General features: G+C 65.0%; 18 protein-coding genes. 7 read left to right on the top strand and 11 right to left on the bottom strand.

Going from position 1 to position 18,361, the window contains the following annotated elements; genetic code table 11:
* Positions 1 to 15: 15 nt before the first annotated feature.
* Positions 16 to 651: a hypothetical protein gene (locus XH85_RS33505; protein ID WP_128935297.1), complete on the top strand. Its 636-nt coding sequence runs from the start codon at positions 16 to 18 to the stop codon at positions 649 to 651.
* A gap of 12 nt (positions 652 to 663) precedes the next feature.
* On the opposite strand, the gene XH85_RS33500 is transcribed toward XH85_RS33505, so the two are convergent.
* Positions 664 to 1,437: an enoyl-CoA hydratase/isomerase family protein gene (locus XH85_RS33500; protein WP_128935296.1), complete on the bottom strand. Its 774-nt coding sequence runs from the start codon at positions 1,435 to 1,437 to the stop codon at positions 664 to 666.
* A gap of 16 nt (positions 1,438 to 1,453) precedes the next feature.
* Positions 1,454 to 2,281: a nucleotidyltransferase domain-containing protein gene (locus XH85_RS33495; protein ID WP_128935295.1), complete on the bottom strand. Its 828-nt coding sequence runs from the start codon at positions 2,279 to 2,281 to the stop codon at positions 1,454 to 1,456.
* A gap of 109 nt (positions 2,282 to 2,390) precedes the next feature.
* On the opposite strand from XH85_RS33495, the gene XH85_RS33490 reads away from it, so the two are divergent.
* The gene (locus XH85_RS33490; RefSeq protein ID WP_128935294.1) at positions 2,391 to 2,990 is read left to right on the top strand and encodes a hypothetical protein; all 600 of its coding nucleotides are present in this window, start codon (positions 2,391 to 2,393) and stop codon (positions 2,988 to 2,990) included.
* A gap of 16 nt (positions 2,991 to 3,006) precedes the next feature.
* Here XH85_RS33490 and XH85_RS33485 read toward each other — a convergent pair whose 3' ends face one another.
* Complete coding sequence (locus XH85_RS33485; protein ID WP_245473816.1) at positions 3,007 to 3,915, bottom strand: GntR family transcriptional regulator; 909 nt, start codon at positions 3,913 to 3,915, stop codon at positions 3,007 to 3,009.
* 88 nt (positions 3,916 to 4,003) lie between these two features.
* Between XH85_RS33485 and XH85_RS33480 the strand changes: the two genes are divergently transcribed.
* Genes XH85_RS33480 through XH85_RS33460 form a run of 5 tightly spaced genes read left to right on the top strand, consistent with a single transcriptional unit; the run spans position 4,004 to position 8,940 of the window.
* Complete coding sequence (locus XH85_RS33480) at positions 4,004 to 4,939, top strand: hydroxymethylglutaryl-CoA lyase (protein WP_128935293.1); 936 nt, start codon at positions 4,004 to 4,006, stop codon at positions 4,937 to 4,939.
* Positions 4,936 to 6,150 (top strand): CaiB/BaiF CoA transferase family protein, encoded by a 1,215-nt coding sequence (locus XH85_RS33475; protein WP_128935292.1) that lies wholly within the window; start codon positions 4,936 to 4,938, stop codon positions 6,148 to 6,150. Before XH85_RS33480 ends, XH85_RS33475 begins: the two co-directional genes overlap by 4 nt.
* Positions 6,151 to 6,194: 44 nt before the next feature.
* Positions 6,195 to 7,241 (top strand): ABC transporter substrate-binding protein, encoded by a 1,047-nt coding sequence (locus XH85_RS33470; RefSeq protein ID WP_128935291.1) that lies wholly within the window; start codon positions 6,195 to 6,197, stop codon positions 7,239 to 7,241.
* Positions 7,238 to 8,086: an ABC transporter ATP-binding protein gene (locus tag XH85_RS33465; RefSeq protein WP_128935290.1), complete on the top strand. Its 849-nt coding sequence runs from the start codon at positions 7,238 to 7,240 to the stop codon at positions 8,084 to 8,086. Before XH85_RS33470 ends, XH85_RS33465 begins: the two co-directional genes overlap by 4 nt.
* Positions 8,087 to 8,088: 2 nt before the next feature.
* Positions 8,089 to 8,940: an ABC transporter permease gene (locus XH85_RS33460; RefSeq protein WP_128935289.1), complete on the top strand. Its 852-nt coding sequence runs from the start codon at positions 8,089 to 8,091 to the stop codon at positions 8,938 to 8,940.
* Between the two features lie 32 nt (positions 8,941 to 8,972).
* Here XH85_RS33460 and XH85_RS33455 read toward each other — a convergent pair whose 3' ends face one another.
* From XH85_RS33455 to XH85_RS33415, 8 genes are all read right to left on the bottom strand, one after another.
* The gene (locus XH85_RS33455; RefSeq protein WP_128935288.1) at positions 8,973 to 10,220 is read right to left on the bottom strand and encodes a class I SAM-dependent RNA methyltransferase; all 1,248 of its coding nucleotides are present in this window, start codon (positions 10,218 to 10,220) and stop codon (positions 8,973 to 8,975) included.
* Complete coding sequence (locus XH85_RS33450) at positions 10,213 to 10,947, bottom strand: TlyA family RNA methyltransferase (protein WP_164934632.1); 735 nt, start codon at positions 10,945 to 10,947, stop codon at positions 10,213 to 10,215. The genes XH85_RS33455 and XH85_RS33450 overlap by 8 nt, the downstream gene beginning before the upstream one ends.
* Positions 10,948 to 10,975: 28 nt before the next feature.
* Positions 10,976 to 11,530, bottom strand: coding sequence for a nucleoside 2-deoxyribosyltransferase (locus tag XH85_RS33445; protein ID WP_128935286.1), 555 nt, complete (start codon positions 11,528 to 11,530; stop codon positions 10,976 to 10,978).
* A 178-nt stretch (positions 11,531 to 11,708) separates the two neighbouring features.
* The gene (gene dxs, locus XH85_RS33435) at positions 11,709 to 13,637 is read right to left on the bottom strand and encodes a 1-deoxy-D-xylulose-5-phosphate synthase (protein WP_130220925.1); all 1,929 of its coding nucleotides are present in this window, start codon (positions 13,635 to 13,637) and stop codon (positions 11,709 to 11,711) included.
* A 606-nt stretch (positions 13,638 to 14,243) separates the two neighbouring features.
* A complete protein-coding gene (locus XH85_RS33430) occupies positions 14,244 to 14,495 on the bottom strand; it encodes an exodeoxyribonuclease VII small subunit (RefSeq protein ID WP_008551229.1) in 252 nt (83 codons plus the stop codon).
* A 73-nt stretch (positions 14,496 to 14,568) separates the two neighbouring features.
* Positions 14,569 to 15,498 carry a histone deacetylase family protein gene (locus tag XH85_RS33425; RefSeq protein ID WP_128935284.1) on the bottom strand — a complete coding sequence of 310 codons (930 nt, stop codon included), beginning with the start codon at positions 15,496 to 15,498 and terminating at the stop codon, positions 14,569 to 14,571.
* A 133-nt stretch (positions 15,499 to 15,631) separates the two neighbouring features.
* Positions 15,632 to 17,293, bottom strand: coding sequence for a bifunctional metallophosphatase/5'-nucleotidase (locus XH85_RS33420; protein WP_128935283.1), 1,662 nt, complete (start codon positions 17,291 to 17,293; stop codon positions 15,632 to 15,634).
* 277 nt (positions 17,294 to 17,570) lie between these two features.
* The gene (locus tag XH85_RS33415; RefSeq protein ID WP_128935282.1) at positions 17,571 to 18,329 is read right to left on the bottom strand and encodes an enoyl-CoA hydratase-related protein; all 759 of its coding nucleotides are present in this window, start codon (positions 18,327 to 18,329) and stop codon (positions 17,571 to 17,573) included.
* Positions 18,330 to 18,361: the final 32 nt, after the last annotated feature.

Genomic DNA, 18,361 nt, shown 5'->3' with positions numbered 1-18,361 from the left:
TCCACCGAGCAGACCATGGCCATCGTCACGTCGAGCACCAGCCAGATTTCGCCCGCCAACGAGCGGGTCTTTCACCAGAGCAAATTGCTCGGTGAATGGAAGGGCAATTGGGTGGGCAACAACCAGCCCGTCGGCTTCAAGGTCGTGAACATCCGCGGTGCCCGGGCGCAGGTCGAGTACACCCATAACGGGCATACCGAGCGCGGCTTTGCCGAGGTCAATGGCTCGCTGATCACGTTCGGCGGGGTCACGGTCGGCACCAAGGACGGCAAGAGCATGGTGCTGTTGTTCTCGGTGGGCGGCGCTGGCAAGCAGACCGCGAACCTCGAGAAGCAGGACCCGCCGGCTTCCGACAGCCGCCTCATGGGAAGCTGGGGCGGCTATTCCAGCGATAACGGCAAGAGCGCGAGCTTCAAGGTGCTTTCGGTCAACGGCAAGGAAGCCCAGGTCAGCGTCACCACCGACGGCGTCACCCGCCAGGGCACCGGCACCGTCTACAAGAACGTCATCATGTTCGGCCAGGCGCAGATCGCAACCGATGACGGGCAGAACGGCAAGATCATCTACCAGGTCGGCACGAAATCCTTCATGGTGCCGGTGACGAAATATCCGCCGGCGGACTCCTCGTCTTCGGTCGACAAGACCGCCTGAAAGCTGCCGTCCTCACCATTTCGGCGGCCGCTTCTCCACGAACGCTCTCAAGCCCTCCTGCGCCTCATCCGACGTCGCGACATTGCAGAAATCGTCGACGGCGCTTGCAATGCTGCGCCGATAGTCGAGATCGATCTGGCGCATGAAGGCGGCGCGGCCCATCCGCAGCACTGCGGCCGATTTGCCTGCGAATTGCGCCGCGAGCCTTGCGACCTCGGCCTCGAGCTCCGCATCGGCGACGACGCGGTTGACCACGCCGAGCTCGCGCGCCTCCGCGGCACTGAAGACGCGGCCGGTGAACAGCAGCTCGAAGGCGCGGTGACGTCCGACGATCCGCGGCAGATGGGCATAGTGGATCGCCGGGATGACGCCGACGTCGATCTCGGGATAGCCGAACGTCGCGCTCTTGGCCGCCAGCACCACATCGCAGGACACTGCCATGGTCATGCCGCCGCCCCGCGCCGCACCGCCGACGGCGGCGATCGACGGTTTGCCGAGCCGATACTGCGCGTCGTAGAGGTCGATATAGAGCGCCTGGAGGAATTCGCGGATCTCGGCGCCGGGCTTGCCGAGCAGGATGTCGAGATCGAGGCCCGCCGAGAAGCGCTTAGGGATAGCGCTCGCCAGCACGACCACGCGCGCCTCCGGATCGTCCGCGGCGCGGCGGAGCGCCGCGACCACCGCGCGGATGAGTTCGAGGCTGAGCGCGTTGACGGGCGGGCGGCGCAGCGTGATGCGGGCGATGTTGCCTGCACGTTCGTAAGTGACGGGACTATCCGATGTCACCGGATTCTCCATACCTTTAAGATGTCAGCACCTTCAACTGCCGGTCGATCCTGCGCAAGGCCTCACAAGCGGGCGCAAAGGCACCGTCGCCGATCAGCCGCCAGACCGTGTTTGCCTGCTCCTCCAGTTGCGGGATCGTCAGCGGCAGTCCAGCCGCCTCCTGCAGCGCGCCCTTTTCATTGATGAGATAGCGTTCGTTCACGGCGAACAGCACCTGCGCAATGCAGGCGAGCGATCTGTAGAGGCATCCCGCGATGTGGGTCCGCTCGTTACGTGCCGCCGCGAGCTCGGCATTTTCGATGCTGAACAGGATTTCCCACTGGAAGCGCCGGATCAGGGCGCGGCGCAGAGCCTGCGGATAGGGAAGCGCGATTGATTTGAGCTGAGCGATCAAACCCTTCGGATCGTGCAGAGGCTGACAATACGCGATCTCGCCCATCCAGATTGCCGAGCAGAAGCCATGCGGATGGCCGGGTTGATAATCCATGGTGACGACGCCCGCGCGGCTGGATTCCATCGCCGCTTCGACCGCGTCGGCGTTGCGATAGAGCAGGTCGACCTTGCGGCCTTCCACTGAAAGCCAGGCGCCGCCGACGATCCACGGGCCCCATTCGCCGACCGGCGTCACGGTCGTGGCTGCGGGATCGTCGGCGATGTCCTTTGCGGCGGCCAGCAGCCGTTCGGTATCCAGCGGGATCGCCGTCTTGAAATAGAGGCCGACATCGTAGTCCGACGTGGAGTGCCCGCTGCCCCGCGCACGCGAGCCGCCGAGAACGACAGCCTCGACGCCCGGTACTCCGGCAAAGGCGGATGTCAGGCGCGTGAGCAACGGATCGTGGGGCATCAGGTGGAGCTCTCCGGGAGGCTCGGGGCCGTGACGTCGGCGCGGTCGCACCGCTGGCATTGGTGATGTCCGAGGAGTATAATTTGCAAAACTCTCGACGGTAACCTGGATGTTCAACTTCGCACGTTCACACGCTCTTGCAACTCTCGCCGTGCTCTGCCTCACCGGCGCACCGGCTCATGCGCAAGTTGCGCCGCTGCGATATTGGATTCCCGGCGGGCCTTTCGGTCTCAGTGGTGGTGCCGAGCTGAGTTCCAATACTTACGGCGGCTTCTCGAGCTTCAATGCCGGCGATGCGGGTTGGCGTACCAGCTATGCGAACGGTTTCTTCGTCGGCAGCGAGCGCGGCAATTTTGGTTTGAGCGGCTTCAATCAGGCCGGCTCGGCCGGCAATTTCAGCGCGCTGTCCTATGACAGCACGCAGTTCGGCTACAACACCAAAACGGCGGGCGGCATGCCCGTCACGTTCTTCGCCGGCTTCGACACGCTGAAGTTCGGCAACGGCATCGGCAGCTCGCTGGCGCCGCTGACCTCCAGCGCCACGCCCGGTTATGGCGCGTTCGCGGGTGTCGAGTTCAAGCCGACCTCCAATCTCAGCCTGTCGTTCGGTGCCGGCTTCATCCAGCAGCAGTCGGGACGCATGGACAGCGACATCAACTCCTCGATGCTGCCCGGCGAGTCGCCGGCGTTGGGCGGCTTGCGCCGCTGAGCAATCCCCACAGGCATCACGACAAGCCCGCGATTAGTGGGCGTTGCAGGTGCCGGGCCATCAGGTCGGCCGCCTCAGTGTAGCGTCGTGTCTCCAGGACGTCGAGCAGGCGCAGATGCTCGCGCACGTGCCGCCGCATGCCGTCGCGGTCGGCGAAGCTGCGATAGGCGAACAGGCGTCTGATCGAGTTCACGCGCTTGAGCGCTTCGAGAAAGAAGGGATTGCCGGCGCCGCGGATGATCTCTTCGTGGAATTCGCAGCCGGAGTGAAAGACCTCGCCGATCGTCATCTTCTCGAGCTCGCCTTCGAAGACGCGTTGTTGGCGCTCGCGCAAGCGTACGATCACCTCCTGCGGCAGCGCAAAGCCCGGCTGCGCGATCGCCGCCGGCTCGATCACCGCGCGAAACGCCATGGCCTTGGCCTGGGCTTCGGGGTTCGAGACCGTCTCGGCGAAGCGCCAACCATAGCCGGGCAGACGTGCGATCCAGCCCTCGGCGGCGATCCGGTCGAGCAGCCGCTGCAGCTCGGCCCGGCTGAGGCCATAGCGGCGCATCAGCTCGGCCTCGGTGACGTCGGCCGGCAGCCGTGTTGCGAGCACGTCGCCTGCGATGGTCGCATAAACCTGCTCGTTGCGCCTGACCGCCGCGAGCGCCGGTTGGGCTGCGCCACTGGTGGGATTCTTTGCCAGCACAAAGCCGCGATGCGGCTCGCCGCGCGCCAGCCCCGCTGCTTCCAAAGCCTTCAGGCCGAGCCGGATCGGCGCGCGTGAAAGGTCCAGCGCATCCGCAAGCCTTTGTTCGATCAGGCGGTCTCCGGCCTTCATGCCTTCGCGCCGGGCCAGTGCCATGATCAGCCCGGCGAGGTGCTCGGCGCGCTCGGAACCGTTTTTGACGCTGCGCTGTCGGGAACTGTCGGATGCGATCATTGCAGTGCACGCAAGTTTTAGAGCTTGACAGACTGTGCCATGGATTGTTCTTTTATGCAACAATATACAATCAACAAGGGAGAGCCCGATGGCGCGCGCGCCCGATGTCCACATTTGCGAGGTTGCTCCCCGCGATGGTCTCCAGAACCTGGACATCTTCGTTTCGACCGAAGCCAAATGCGCGCTGATCGACACGATCGCCGCCGCCGGCGTGCGCGAGATCGATGCCGGATCCTTCGTTCCGCCAAAGGTCGTGCCGCAATTCGCCGACGTCGACGCAGTGATGGCGCATGCGCTCACGCACAAGTCCGCAACCATCGGCGCGCTGGTACCGAACCCGAAGGGCGCCGAGCGCGCCATCGCCGCAGGCGTCAACGCCGTCTATTTCGTCATCTCGGCAAGCGAGACGCACAACCGCGCCAATGTGCGCCGCACAGTCGATGAGCAGATCGAGGGATTTCGTGCGGTCCGCGCCGCGATCGACGCCCGGCCGGTGGAAGAGCGGCCGCAACTGATGGGCGCGATCTCCACCTCCTTCGGCTGCTCGTTGGAGGGCGAGGTGAGCGAGGCGGCGGTGTGCCGTGTGGCACGCGCTTTTGCCGAAGCCCGCGCCGACGAGATCGGGCTTGCCGACACCGTCGGCTATGCGACGCCCAAATCGATCCGGCAGATCGTCACGGCCGTGCGGCGCGAGGTCGGGGCGCAAATGACGCTGCGGCTGCATCTGCACGACACGCTCGGTGCGGGCCTTGCCAATGCCGTCGCCGGCCTCGAAGCGGGCATCCGCCGTTTCGACGCCGCGGTGTCCGGCCTCGGCGGCTGTCCCTTTGCTCCCGGTGCGCGCGGCAACATCGTCACCGAGGATCTCGTGTTCATGCTGGAGCGCATGGGACTCTCCACCGGCATCGACCTCGACCGCCTGATGCAGACGCGCGAGATTCTCGCCCGCCATATCCCGGCAAAACATTTGACGGGGCATCTGCACGAGGCCGGCATCCCCAAGGTCCTGCGGAGCGCGGCATGACCAGGGCTGCGCGCGAGACGCCATCGGAGCTTCGTCCGCTGGCAGGCCTGCGGGTCATCGAGTTCAGCCAGATGGTGATGGGGCCGAGCTGCGGCCTGATCCTGGCCGATCTCGGCGCCGACGTGATCAAGGTCGAGCCGCCCAAGGGCGACCGCACTCGGTACTTCAAGGGCCCCGCCGCCGGCTTCTTCGCCACCTACAGCCGCAACAAGCGCAGCATCGCGCTGGATACGTCGACTGCGGAAGGCCAGACGATCGCACGCCGGCTGATCGAGAACAGCGATGTCCTGATCGAGAATTTCCGGCCGGGTCTGCTGAAGCGGATCGGCCTCGATTACGAGACCGTCGCGGCCTTCGCGCCGCGCCTGATCTATTGCTCGCTCAAAGGCTATTTGCCCGGGCCTTACGAGAACCGCCTCGCGCTCGACGAGGTCGTGCAGATGATGGGTGGCCTCGCCTACATGACCGGCTTGCCCGACCGTCCCATGCGCGCCGGTGCCTCGGTCAACGATGTCATGGGCGGCATGTTCGGCGTGATCGCAATTCAGGCTGCGCTCGCCGAGCGGCAGCGCACCGGCCGGGGTCGCTACATCCAGAGTGCGCTGTACGAGAACAACGTGTTCCTGATGGCGCAGGCCATGATGTGCGAGGTGGTCAGCGGTCAACCCTCGATCCCGTATTCGATCAAGGACAGCCCATGGCCGGTTTATGATCTCTTCGATACCAGGGACGGCTCGAAACTGTTCGTCACCATCGTCGGTGAAGAGCAATGGGCGGCGTTCTGTCGCGCCTTCGATCGCGAAGCCTGGCTCACTGATCCGCGCTTCGCGACGAGCAACGACCGCGTCGATCATCGCGGCTGGCTGATCCCCGAGATCGCGAAGATCTTCAAGCAATGGGACAAGGCCGATCTCGCCGCGCGTCTCGAGCAGCTCGATCTGCCCTATGCGCCGGTGAACAAGCCCGGCGATCTCTTCGATGATCCGCATCTCAACCAGTCCGGCGGCCTGACCGATATTCGGCTGCCTGACGGCGGCGAGGCCAAGACGCCGCTCTTGCCGATTTCCATGGACGGAAGTCGCCTGCCCAACCGCTACGATCCACCTGAGATCGGCGAGCACAGCGGCGAGATCCTGAGCGAGATCGGCATGTCGCCGAATGAGATCGAAACGCTGCGACAGGCAGGGACGATCAAGGTCGCGCCGTCCTGACCGATCGGCGCAATCGAACAAAGAAACCAAGGGAGGAGGAGCACATGAGCATTACCAGGCGCCAGGCGCTGATCGCGGGCTCCGCATGGGCCGGCGCATCGCTGCTGCCGGGGCAGCTGCGCGCCGAGGCCAAGCAGGTCTCGCTCGCCTTCGGACCGGTGTCGCCGGTCTATGCCATCGGCATGATCGCGGAGCTGAAGGGGTACTTCAAGGACGAAGGACTCGATTCCAAGCTCGTCACCGGCAATGCCGGCACATTCGGTCGCCAGACCCTGGCGGCGGGGCAGGCGCTGTTCGCCCATGGCGATGCCAGCCACCCGCTCCAGCTCAGTGCGCGCGGCAAGCCCTGCAAGATCCTGCTCGCGACCGAGATGGTGTGCTCCTACGCCAGCATCATGGTCCGGCAGGACCTCTACGACGCCGGCATCAATTCGGTCGAGAAGCTCGCGGATTACAAGCGCACCGATGGCGCCAAGCCGATCGTCGCCGCGACCGCGATCGGGTCGGGCACCTGGGTGTTCGGGACTTATGTGTTCGAAGCGCGCGGGCTCGGCGGCAAGGTGAACTGGGTCGCGGGCGGCGGGACCAACACCATGTTCCCCTCGCTCCAGACCAAGCAGTTCGACGCCATCATGGCGCCGCCGAGCTGGATCGTCGAGGTCGAGAAGAAGGGCTTTCGCCGGACGATCTACGACACGTCCAAGCCCGGCGTGTTCGAGAAGGATTTCGGCGGGACGTTGCCCGTGCTGGTGATCTACACGCTCCAGGACACGATCGAGCAGGACAAGGCGATGGTGCAGGCCTATGTCAATGCGATCCATCGCGCGATGGCCTTCGTGAAGGCGACGCCGCTCGCCGAGGTGCAGGCGCTGGTCACGCCGAAATATTTCTCGGGCATCGATCCCGACGCGGTCAGCGCCGAGCTCGGCTTCGACAAGTCGACCTGGGCCTATGACGGTGTTATCGACAAGCCCGCGTTCGAACGTGGCGCCAAGCCCTGGTACCGCAAGGGAACTGATATTCCCGAGACCAGATACGAGGATGTCGTCGACATGAGCTTCCTCCAGGCGGCCAGGGCGAAGTACAAATGATTGCCGCGCCAGGTCAGGGCCTCGCGTTCGCGCGCGATGAGGATCAAACAGCGGCGGCGCGCACCCGCATTACCGTGCAGGGGCTCGCCAAGCGCTTCAACGCGTCCGGCCGCGAGTTCGTGGCGGTCGATGACGTCTCCTTCGAGGTCAAGCAGGGCGAGTTCGTCGCGCTGCTCGGTCCCTCCGGCTGCGGCAAGAGCACCATTCTCAACATGGTCGCAGGGCTATTGCCGCGTTCCGGCGGACGCATCCTGATCGATGCGGACACGGTCGAGACCGGCAAGATCAACCCCAGGGTCGGCTATGTCTTCCAGCGCGATACGCTGTTTCCCTGGCGAACCGTGGAGCGGAACATCGGCTATGGGCTGGAGATCGCGGGACTGCCGAAGACCGAGCGCGCAGGGCGCGTCGCTTCGGCGGTCGAGAAGGCCGGGCTCTCGGGCTTTGCGCAGAGTTTTCCGCGCATGCTGTCCGGCGGCATGCGCCAGCGCGTCGCCTTGATGCGCACGCTGATCTTGGAGCCCGAGATCCTGCTGATGGACGAGCCGTTCGGCGCGCTCGATACTCACACCAAGCTGGAGATGCACAAGACGCTGCTGGAGATCTGGGAACGCGAGCGGCAGACCGTCTTGTTCGTGACGCACGATCTCGGCGAAGCCTTGACGCTGGCGAGCCGCATCATCCTGCTCTCGGCGCGGCCCGGGCGTCTCAAGGAAGATTTCGACGTCGCCATCCCGCGTCCGCGCGATCCCGTGGCCGTGCGCGAGACCGCCGAATTCGGCCGCCTTTATTCCCACATCTGGCATTCGCTCGGCGAAGAGTTCCGCCGCACCAGGGCCGACTGACCATGTCCAACAGCCGCACCGTCATCCTGTTCTGGCAACTGGCCATTCTCGCGGCCGTTCTCGTCATCTGGCAGTGGGGCTTTGAATGGAGCAAGGCGCTGCTGCCGAAGGCCTACGTGCCGAAAATCCTCGATCCCTATTTCGTCGCCAAGCCGTCGCTGATCTGGCAGAGCTTCCTGCGGCTTGGCTGCTTTGCCGATACCAGCGGCTTTGCCGCCTGTATCAAGGGCAACGACAACAATCTGTGGCTTGCGACACTCGTCACGCTGAAGAACACCTGGTGGGGATTTTTGTTCGGATCGGCGAGCGGAATCGCGGCTGGCCTGATCCTCGGCCGTTCGGATTTCCTTGCCCGCGTATTCGGGCCCTACATCGTGGCATTCAATTCGATCCCGCGCATTGCGCTGGTGCCGCTCGTCATCCTGATCTTCGGCCTCGGCGATCTCTCCAAGATCGCGACCGCCTGGCTGGTCGTGTTCTTCGTGGTGTTCTTCAACACCTTCGAGGGAACGCGTGCGGTCGACCGCGACCAGATCGCCGCCGCTCGTCTGCTCGGCGCCAGCGAGTTCACCGTGCTGCGCACGGTCGTGATTCCCTCCGCGCTCGCCTGGGTATTCGCCTCGCTGCTGCCGGCGGTGTCCTTTGCGTTGATCGGCGTCATCGTCGGCGAATTCATCGGTGCCGAGCGCGGGCTCGGCAAGCTCATTATCGAAGCCGAGGCGCGGGCCAATGCCAGCGAGATGATGGTCGCCATCTTCGTCATGATGTTCGTCGGCATCCTGCTGGCGATCGCGGTGCGCTCGCTCCAGTCCTACCTGCTGCGATGGCAACCGCAATTCGAGCCGTCGACATAGCGGTCCGCACGGAATTGGGGGGGCGGGTTGCGTCACCGGCTGAACCGCGCCACCAGCTCCACATGCGGCGTGTGCCGGAACTGGTCGACCGGCACCACCGCCTCCAGCCGATAGCCGCCGTCGATGAGCAGTCGTGCATCGCGGGCGAAGGTCGCGGCGTTGCAGGACACGGCGACCACGACGGGCACCTTGCTTGCGGCAAGCTTCAGTGCCTGAGCTTGGGCGCCCTGGCGCGGCGGGTCGAACACCACCGCGTCGACGTCGCGCAGCTCCTGCGGCATCAGGGGACGGCGGAACAGGTCGCGCGGCTGGGCTTTGATCGGCTTCAGGCCGGGCGTGCGCGCCGCTTTCGCCAGCGCTGCGATCGCGCCGGCGTCGCTGTCATAGGCGGTCACGCGCGCCTTCTCCGCCAGCCTCAACGCGAACGGGCCGACGCCGCAGAAGAGATCGACAATTTCCTTGGCCTTGCCGACGCGCTCGGCGACGAGCGCGGCCAGCGTTTCTTCGCCTGCGAAGGTCGCCTGCAAGAATGAGCCCGGCGGCAGCGTCACCTCAGCGCGGCCCATCTTTACCGCTGGTGGCAGGCGCTGCAGCACCAGCTCGCCATGCCGCGTCAGTCGCGCCAGGCGGTGCTGCTCGGCGACGCGGGACAGCGCCGTCACCAGCGGCGTTGGCAACCGGCCGGAGCCGCGCACATCGACATCGAGGCCGTTGGTGGTGGCGGTGACTTGGATGTCGAGCGGCTTCGTCACCGGCATCTTGGTCGTCAGCGGTTCGGCCAGCGCCCAGGCGGCGTCTATCGCGCCCGCGAGCGCGGGATCGAGGATGGGACAGCGATGGATCGGAATGACGTCGTGCGAGCTCGTCGCGGAGAAGCCGACCTTGAGAACGTCATGCGTGCCAAAGCGGCCGTGCAGCGTGATGCGCCTGCGCCCGGCGCCGTGCGCATCGACCAGCGGCGCCACCTCGCAATCGACGCCGGCCTGCGCCAGCGTCTCGACCACGATGCCGCGCTTCCAGGCGTGATAGGGCTCAGCCGCCCAATGCTGGATGGCGCAGCCGCCGCAGACGCCGAAATGCGGGCAGAACGGTTCAATGCGCTCGGGGCTTGCGATGTCGATCGCGAGCAGCTTGCGGCGGTCGGGATGGTGGCCCGCGACGTGATCGACCTCGACGGTCTCTCCACCAAGCGTATAGGGCACATAGATCGCTGCGCCGGCGTCGAGGCAGACACCGTCGCCGCGATGGCCGACATGATCAATCGTCAGGCGCTCAACCACGGCGCGCGCCCAGGAAGAATTCGATGTTGCCGTCACCGCCCGTGATCGGTGAGGGGAATATCTCGATGTCGGTGCAGCCGAGCGAAGCGGCAAAGGCCGCGATGTCGTCACAGATCTCCCGGTGCACGGCGGTGTCGCGGATGATGCCCTTCTTGTTGTGCTTCCGCTCGGCTTCGAATTGCGGCTTGATCAGCGCCAGCAGGCTCATGGGGGCCGCCGCCAGCGACAGTGCCACCGGCAGCACCGCCTTGAGCGAGATGAAGCTGACGTCGATGACGACAATATCGGGCCGCGCCGGCAGACGTTTGCCTTCGTAGGACCTTATATCGGTCTCCTCCATCGACACGATCTTGGGATGATCGCGCAGCGAGGGATGCAATTGGCTGGTGCCGACGTCGATGGCGAACACCAGGCTCGCGCCGTTCGCCAGCAACACCTCGGTGAAACCGCCGGTGGAGGCGCCGACATCGAGGCAGACATGGTCCTCGATTTCAATCGGGTAATGCTCCAGCGCGCCGGCGAGCTTGACGCCGCCGCGGGAGACATAGGGATACGCCGGCTCGGCGTGGATCACCGCGTCCTCGGCGATCGTCTCCGACGGTTTCAAAACCGGCTTGTCGTCAGCCGTAACCAGGCCGGCCTCGATCGCCGCGCGCGCCCGTGCCCGGCTCTCGAACAGGCCGCGCTCGACCAGCAATACATCCGCGCGCTTGCGGGCAGGGGGCATCACGCTCTCATGGGCACGACTGAGGTGCTTATGTAGCGATCAATCGCGCAGCCGCCATCCGGACGCAAGCCTCGAACGCGGCGAGATCGTGCCAGACATCGATCGGCATCTGCGCCGGCGTCACCAGCGGGCAGCCGTGCAGTTCCAGCGCATGGATCATCATGAGGTTGTCGACGAGACCAAAATCCTCGACCGTCAGTCCCTGCGCATCGACTAGCCGTCCGTCCTCGGAGGCGACGTCCATGAAACGGCCGACGCGGTCGGCATAGACGGCGCCGTCATTGGAATAGGCGAGGCAGAACTTACGCCGCCCGGCCATGTAGCCGAGCTCGTAGACGGTGCCGGGATCGGCGCCGGCCCCGCGGAACGGGGTGAGGTTCGCGATGATGGCGTCGGCCTCGTCCATCATCGCCTCGTTGCCGCAAAAGATCTGCCGCGAGACATCGGGCGCGGTGAGGTCGATGGCGTTGTCGAGGGGATAGAGGCCGGTAAGTCCATGAGCCGTGCAGATATCGACCTTGCGGCGGCCGATCTCTACCGCGTCCGGCAGGAACACGTCGGGGCCTGCCAGATAGATCTTCATGGGAGTAAAGCCGAAGAAATTTGGATCGAGGTGTGAGCCACGGCACGCGCTCTGCTCCCTCCCCCGCCTGCGGGGGAGGGGTGGGGAGAGGGTGTCTCCGCAAGCGAGAACCCCCAAGAGGAGAAAGCCCTCACCCGGATCGCTTTCGCGATCCGATTCTCCCGCGAGCGGGTGAACATCAAGCCAGCTTGACCGTCTCGGCCTTGACGTCCTTGCCGAGCGCTTCGAACACCTTGGCGACGATGCCCTTGGCGTCGAGACCGGCGCGGGCGTACATCGCGGCGGGCGTGTCGTGGTCCTGGAACACGTCGGGCAGCACCATCGAGCGGAACTTGACCATGCCGCTGTCCAGCACGCCCTGATCGGTCAGGAACTGCGCGACATGCGAGCCGAAACCGCCAACCGAGCCTTCCTCGATCGTGATCAGGATCTCGTGGTCGCGGGCGAGCTTGAGCACCAGCTCGGTGTCGAGCGGCTTCATGAAGCGCGCGTCCGCAATCGAGGTCGACAGGCCGTGGGCTGCGAGCTCGTCGGCCGCCTTCTCGCATTCGGCGAGGCGCGTGCCGAAGGAGAGCAGGGCGATCTTGCTGCCCTGGCGGATCATGCGGCCCTTGCCGATTTCGAGCGGAATGCCAACCTCGGGCATGTCGATGCCGCGGCCTTCGCCGCGCGGATAGCGCAGCGAGCTCGGGCGGTCGTCGATCGCGACCTGGGTCGCCACCATGTGCACGAGCTCGGCCTCATCCGCCGCCGCCATGATCACCATGTTCGGCAGGCAGCCGAGATAGGCGTTGTCGAACGAGCCGGCATGGGTCGCGCCATCGGCGCCGACCAGGCCGGCGCGGTCGATGGCGAAGCGGACGGGCAGGTTCTGGATCGCGACGTCATGCACGATCTGGTCATAGCCGCGCTGCAGGAAGGTCGAGTAGATCGCGCAGAACGGCTTGTAGCCTTCGGTCGCAAGACCGGCGGCGAATGTCACCGCGTGCTGCTCGGCGATGCCGACGTCGAAGGTGCGGTCGGGGAACGCCTTGTTGAAGATGTCGACGCCGGTGCCCGACGGCATGGCCGCGGTGATGGCGACGATCTTGTCGTCCTTCTGCGCTTCCTTGACGAGGCTCTGGCCGAACACGTTCTGGTAGGCCGGCGCGTTCGGTTTTGCTTTCGCCTGGGTGCCGGTGGCGACATCGAACTTGACCACCGCATGATACTTGTCGGCGGACGCTTCTGCCGGGCCGTAGCCCTTGCCCTTCTGGGTCACGACGTGAACCAGGATCGGGCCTTCCTCCATGTCGCGCACGTTCTTCAGCACGGGCAGCAGGTGGTCGAGATTGTGGCCGTCGATCGGGCCGACATAATAGAAGCCGAGCTCCTCGAACAGCGTGCCGCCATCCATCATGAAGCCGCGGGAGTATTCTTCGACGCGGTTGGCGCGGTTGGCGAGGATCTTGGGCAGGCGCTTGTTAATCTGCTTGGCCGCATCGCGCAGCGTGCGATAGGTCTTGCCGGAGTAGAGCCGCGACAGATAGGCGCTCATGGCGCCGACCGGCGGCGCGATCGACATGTCGTTGTCGTTGAGGATGACGATCAGGCGCGAGTTCATCGCACCCGCATTGTTCATGGCCTCGTAGGCCATGCCCGCCGACATCGCGCCGTCACCGATCACGGCGATAACGTTGTTCTTGCCGCCGGAGAGATCGCGCGCCACGGCCATGCCGAGGCCGGCCGAGATCGAGGTCGAGGAATGCGCCGCGCCGAACGGATCGTAGTCACTCTCGCTGCGCTTGGTGAAGCCGGACAGGCCGCCGCCGGTGCGCAGGGTGCGGATCCGGTCGCGCCGGCCGGTGAGGATCTTGTGCGGATAGGCTTGATGGCCGACGTCCCAGATCAGCCGATCGCGCGGCGTGTCGAAGACGTAATGGATCGCGGTGGTGAGCTCGACCACGCCGAGACCCGCGCCGAAGTGACCGCCGGTCACCGAGACAGCATCGATGGTCTCCTGCCGCAGCTCGTCGGCGACTTGGCGAACCTGCTCGATCTTGAGCTTGCGCAGGTCTTCCGGCGTCCGGATGGTGTCGAGAAGCGGCGTTTTACTGTATGCGTTCACGGCCATTTCCAATTTGTCAGCGCCGGAAGGTTCCGGTGCGCGATGGGTTTGCTCAATATCGGCGCAGCGCGAGTCCCCAAACCGTCGGAGCCACCTGCATGGGGCCAGGCCCCGTCTTCAAGCTTAGGTAAGCTTAAGTGCGCTCCGGTTCAGTCTCTGTGATCCCTGTCACTTAGATCGGCTTCGCCCGTCCCAGCCAATTTCATCAGCAGTTTGAAGCGCTTGTCGTCGGTAATCATTGCCCACGCAAGGCTTACAAAAAGCCACACTCCGCGCAGCTTTACACCAAAGCTTGGGCCAAAGCCAACCCGCCGGGCCGATTGGGGGTATGCAGGTGCAACCGGCGGGCCGGCTTGGTTAACTGCGGCCCGTGACGAGGGGTTCCGGGCTCGTCCGGTTTCTTGGCGGACTTTTTCTGCCAGAATCAGATCTTTTTCGTCTCTCGGAAGGCCTCGATCCGGAACGACCCCGACCAGGTCCCCACCCCATGGAACCGTCACGCCTCGAGGGACGGCGCCGTGCGATTATGAAAAATGCAGCCGGCAGCGCTCCCTGTGCCCTGTTAAAGGGACAAGCGCGGTCAGAAACCGAAGGGGGGAACTTGGCTTACTGGACGTCGAGCGGTGCGGTGCCGGTGGCCTGGCCGCTGGCATCGGTGGTGATCTTGTCGACGCGGGCCTCGGCCTGACGCAGCAGGTCCTCGCAGCGGCGCTTCAGGGCCTCGCCGCGCTCATAGATCGTCACGGATTCCTCGAGCGGCACCTTGCCGTCTTCGAGCCGCTTCACGATCGTCTCGAGTTCCTCGATCGCGCGCTCGAAGGTGAGCCTGGAGACGTCGATTTGGGTATTTTCGGCCATATCCGTTTCCGATTGCCCGATTCGCTTCACATGAGCAAAAGCAGAATTTTGCGGGCTTAATGTGGCGGGTCCGTCACGCGCCCATCAGGGCGCCGACATGCGCCGTAACAGATTCTTTCAGTCCTTGCAGGTCATAGCCGCCCTCGAGTACCGAAACAATGCGGCCCCCTGCGGTCTTGTCGGCGAGGTCCATCAGCTTGCGCGTCACCCAGGCATAGTCCTCGGCGCGCAGGTTCAGCGAGGCCAGCGGGTCGCGATAATGCGCGTCGAAACCGGCGGAGATGATGAGGAGCTCGGGGCTGAATTTTTCCAGCTGCGGCAGGATCAGATTCTCGAACGCGTTGCGGAATTCCGGCCCGCCGTCCTCGGACGCGAGCGGCGCATTGACGATGGTGTCGTGGTCGCCGCGCTCGCTCTTGGCGCCGGTGCCCGGAAACAGCGGCATCTGGTGCGTCGAGCAGTACATTACGGTCGGGTCCGACCAGAAGATGTCCTGCGTGCCGTTGCCGTGATGTACGTCGAAATCGACGATGGCCGCGCGCTTGATGCCGAATTTGCGCTGCGCGTGGCGCGCCGCGATTGCGACATTGTCGAAGAAGCAGAAGCCCATCGGCTTGCCGATCTCGGCGTGATGTCCGGGCGGGCGCACCGCGACGAAGGCGTTGCGATGCTCGCCCGCCATCACCGCTTCGGTGGCCGCGACCGCGCCGCCGACGCCGCGCATCACCGCTTCCCAGGTGCCCGGCGACATCGAGGTGTCGCCATCGAGATAGACTTGGCCGCTGGTCGGCGCGATGTGGCGCAGCTCGGTGACGTAGTGCTCGTTGTGGCACAGCGTGACGAGATCGAGATCGCCCTCCGGCGCCTGGTCGCGCGCCAGAAACTGGAAACGCTCGTGCGACAGCGCTTCCTCCACCGCGCGCAGGCGATCCGGCCTTTCAGGATGTCCCGGCGGCGTGACGTGGTCGAGGCAGGCCTTGTGGGAGAGAAGAAGCGTGCTCATCAGGTCGGCCTCACAGAAAACGGCTCTTGACGTCGCTTGGCGCATCCGGCGCCAAAACGCAATGCAAAACCCAATCTAGGCGTTTGGACGGCAATGGCAAAGGGTCGTCCCGCGCCGGCCCGTTTGATCCGGATCAATTCACCCGCAGGATGCGGGTGGGCGGTAGCGGACCGATCGGCCCGTGCGCCTGGAAGAACGCGAACAACGCGTCGGCGTCGTAGCCGCCATATTGCGGCGCCGAGCCCTGTTTGGCGACGGTAAAGCCGTCGCCGCCGACGGCGAGGTAGTCGTTGAGGGTGACGCGGTAGCCGCTTCCAGCTTCGATCGGCCTGCCGCTGAGCGTCATCTTCTCCGGCATTACGCGCTCGCCGAATGGTTTTGCCGCGTCCCAGGCATAGCTGAATCCGTTCGACACCTGCAGGATTCGCGGCCGCTTCGGGTCCAACCATTGCTGTTCCAGCAAGTCCTTGAGCTGGCGGCCTGTGAGCGTCATGGTGACGAGACGGTTGCGGAACGGCTGGCTGGCGAAGACATCGCCAAATGTTATCGCGCCGTTCTCCTTGGGAACGATGTCGGTGCGGATGCCGCCGGGATTGGTGAGCGCGATCACGGCGCCGCCGTCCTTGGCATCGCGGGTTGCAAGCAATTGCGCATCCGCAATGATGTCGCCGAGCGCGCTTTCGCCGGCCTCGTTCGGAATGCGCGACAGCGTCTGCGTCACCGATCCGGCCGGCCGGTTGGCGATCGGCGCCGACAGCTTGTCGTAGGCCTCGATCAATGCGGTCTGCTCGGCATCCTTAGGCAGCGAGGCATTGGCGACGATGACGTTCTCGGCCCTGGCGCTGACGATGTCGCGGCTTGCGGGATCGAGCTTGAGGTCGATCGCGGTGACCAGTGTGCCGAATTTGTCGCCGCTGGTGACGAGCCGTCCATCGATATTGCAGACATAGGCGCGATGGGTGTGACCGCTGACGACGACGTCGACGGCGCGGTCGAACTTCTTGACGATGTCGACGATCGGGCCCGAGATGCCGGGACATTCGTTGTAGTCGCCGGCAGGCTCGCCGCCTTCGTGGATCAGCACGACGATCGCTTCGACCCCGCGCGCCTTCAATTGCGGCACGAGCGCATTCACCGTCTCGGCTTCGTCGCGGAATTCGAGACCGGAAATGCCGGCGGGCGAGACGATGCCGGCGGTGCCTTTCAACGTCAGTCCGATGAAGCCGACGGAGATGCCGTCGAACTCCCTGATCTCAAACGGCGGCAGCACGCTTTTGCCGGTCGCGGTCTCGATGGTCGAGGCCGCGAGATAGCGGAATTTGGCGCCCGTGAAGGGATGCGGCCCCTGGCAGCCGTCGACCGGATGGCAGCCGCCGTTCTGCATCCGCAAGAGCTCGGTCTTGCCCTCGTCGAATTCGTGATTGCCGACCGAGGTGATCGCAAGACCCATCATTGACAGCGACTCGATCGAAGGCTCGTCGTGAAACATCGCCGACAGGAACGGGCTCGCGCCGATCAGGTCGCCGGCAGCGACGAAGATTGTGTTCCTGTGTCCTTCGCGCAGCTGCTTCACCAGCGTCGCCATGTATTCGGCGCCACCGGCCGCCACCATCACCTTCTTGGCTCCATCCTCGGGATCTCCGATGCGAATGCCGCCCGGCGGCGGACGCAGATTGCCGTGGAAATCGTTGATCGCAAGAATGCGCAGCTCGACCGGCGCGGCGGTCTGGGCCGAGGCGGGGAGGGCAAAGGTAAGGGCGAGCGCGAAGGCGGTCAGGCGGAGAAGATGTCGCATGGAACCAGATTAGACGTTCGGCGCGAAGATTTCACGAAGCCTTCTGTTGCGTGCGGCGACTGCCGCGCACTCCCACCCGCCCCTTGAGGGGGCGGGTCGGTTCGCATGAAATGCGAACCGGGGCGGGGTGACAGACCATCCTCGCAGAAGGTACCAGAAATTCTCGCGCATACGAGCGGGAGTCTTTGTGCGGCCCACCCCACCCCGCCCGCGCTTCGCGCGAGCGACCCTCCCCCTCCAGGCCCCTCCAGGGGAGGGTGGCAGCAGCGTGCTCACCTCACCGCTTCTTCCGGTTCGCGAACGCATTGAACGCCGCCACCGCTTCCTCCGACTTCAGCCGCTCGCCGAACAGATGGCCTTCCTGGTCGATGCGGCGGGTGAGCTCCTCGGGCGGGGCGCGCAGCAGTCGGCGCGAGGTTGCGACCGCCTCGGCCGGCAAGCGGCAGATCTCGCGCGCCACCTTGCGCGCCTCGACCTCGGTGTGTCCCGGCGAGACCACGGTGTTGACGAAACCTGCGGCGTGCGCCTCCGCGGCGGAAAAAGTCCGCCCCATCACCAGCATCGCGAAGGCGCGCTGGTAGCCCATCGTGTTCGGCATCAGCAGGCTGGCCGCGCCCACTGGTACGAGCCCGAGATGGATATAAGGTGCGGAGAAGGTCGCAGCGTTCGAGGCGAGCACATAGTCGCAGTGGAACAGCATCACGGTGCCCATGCCGATCGAGGCGCCGTCCACGGCGGCGATGATCGGCTTGGCATTGAGGGCGAGCGAATAGAGAAACTTGGCGCCATTCGACAGCATCTCGGGGTGCGAGGCGTCGGCCTTCAGGAAGTCTTCGATGTCGTCGCCGGCGGTGAACACGCCGGAGCCGCCGGTGATGATCATGCAGCGAATGTCGGAGTTGTTCTGCGCGGTGTCGATCGCGTGACTCATCTCCCGATACATGTCCTGCGTGATCGCGTTCTTCTTGCTTGGACGACGCAGGGTGATCACGCGCGTTCCACGCTCTTCGGTGACGACGATATTGCCATTCGGCATGAGAGCCCCCTGCGGTCGCCGCGGCGCTTGCC

Source organism: Bradyrhizobium zhanjiangense (genome assembly GCF_004114935.1).
GTDB lineage: Bacteria > Pseudomonadota > Alphaproteobacteria > Rhizobiales > Xanthobacteraceae > Bradyrhizobium > Bradyrhizobium zhanjiangense.
This window is presented reverse-complemented; position numbering and strand designations above follow the sequence as displayed.